We start from the raw sequence: 457 nt of genomic DNA on the forward strand, positions 1-457 counted from the left end.
CTGCTCGGCGAACGGGAGAATCCGCGGGTTGATCCCGAAGGCGTTGGTGACGAATCCGGTGCCGACCTTCCGGATGGCCAGGGCCGGCGGCAGGACGCTTATGGTCCCCTCGTAATTGTGAAGGGCGAGCCCCAATTGCTTGAGGTTGTTGGTGCACTGGATCCGGCGGGCCGCTTCACGGGCCGACTGGACCGCGGGCAGCAGCAGGGCGATCAGCACCGCGATGATGGCGATGACGACCAAGAGTTCGATCAACGTGAAGCCGCGGGGGGGTCTCATTGTCCATGTCCCTTGGATGCGTAACGGGAGGGCGAGTAGGGCCAGGCAAACCATGTTCCGGTAAGGCGAACTTGCCCAGAGCGCTTGGAACTCGAGGGTTTCGCCGTTCTCAAAAGATTTGCCCCGCGGGTTCAAGGCGATAAATTCGCCAGGCTCGGCCAATGCTTCGCCGGTCGAG

1 protein-coding gene is annotated in these 457 nt (G+C 62.6%); it reads right to left on the reverse strand.

Annotated features, from left to right (window positions below):
* Positions 1-279, reverse strand: a 279-nt coding sequence (locus I6F37_RS39455; RefSeq protein ID WP_225154296.1) for a type II secretion system protein, incomplete at its 3' end; no start/stop codon positions are given.
* Between the last annotated feature and the right edge of the window lie 178 nt (positions 280-457).

The organism is Bradyrhizobium sp. NBAIM08, from assembly GCF_020193935.1.
Lineage (GTDB): Bacteria > Pseudomonadota > Alphaproteobacteria > Rhizobiales > Xanthobacteraceae > Bradyrhizobium > Bradyrhizobium yuanmingense.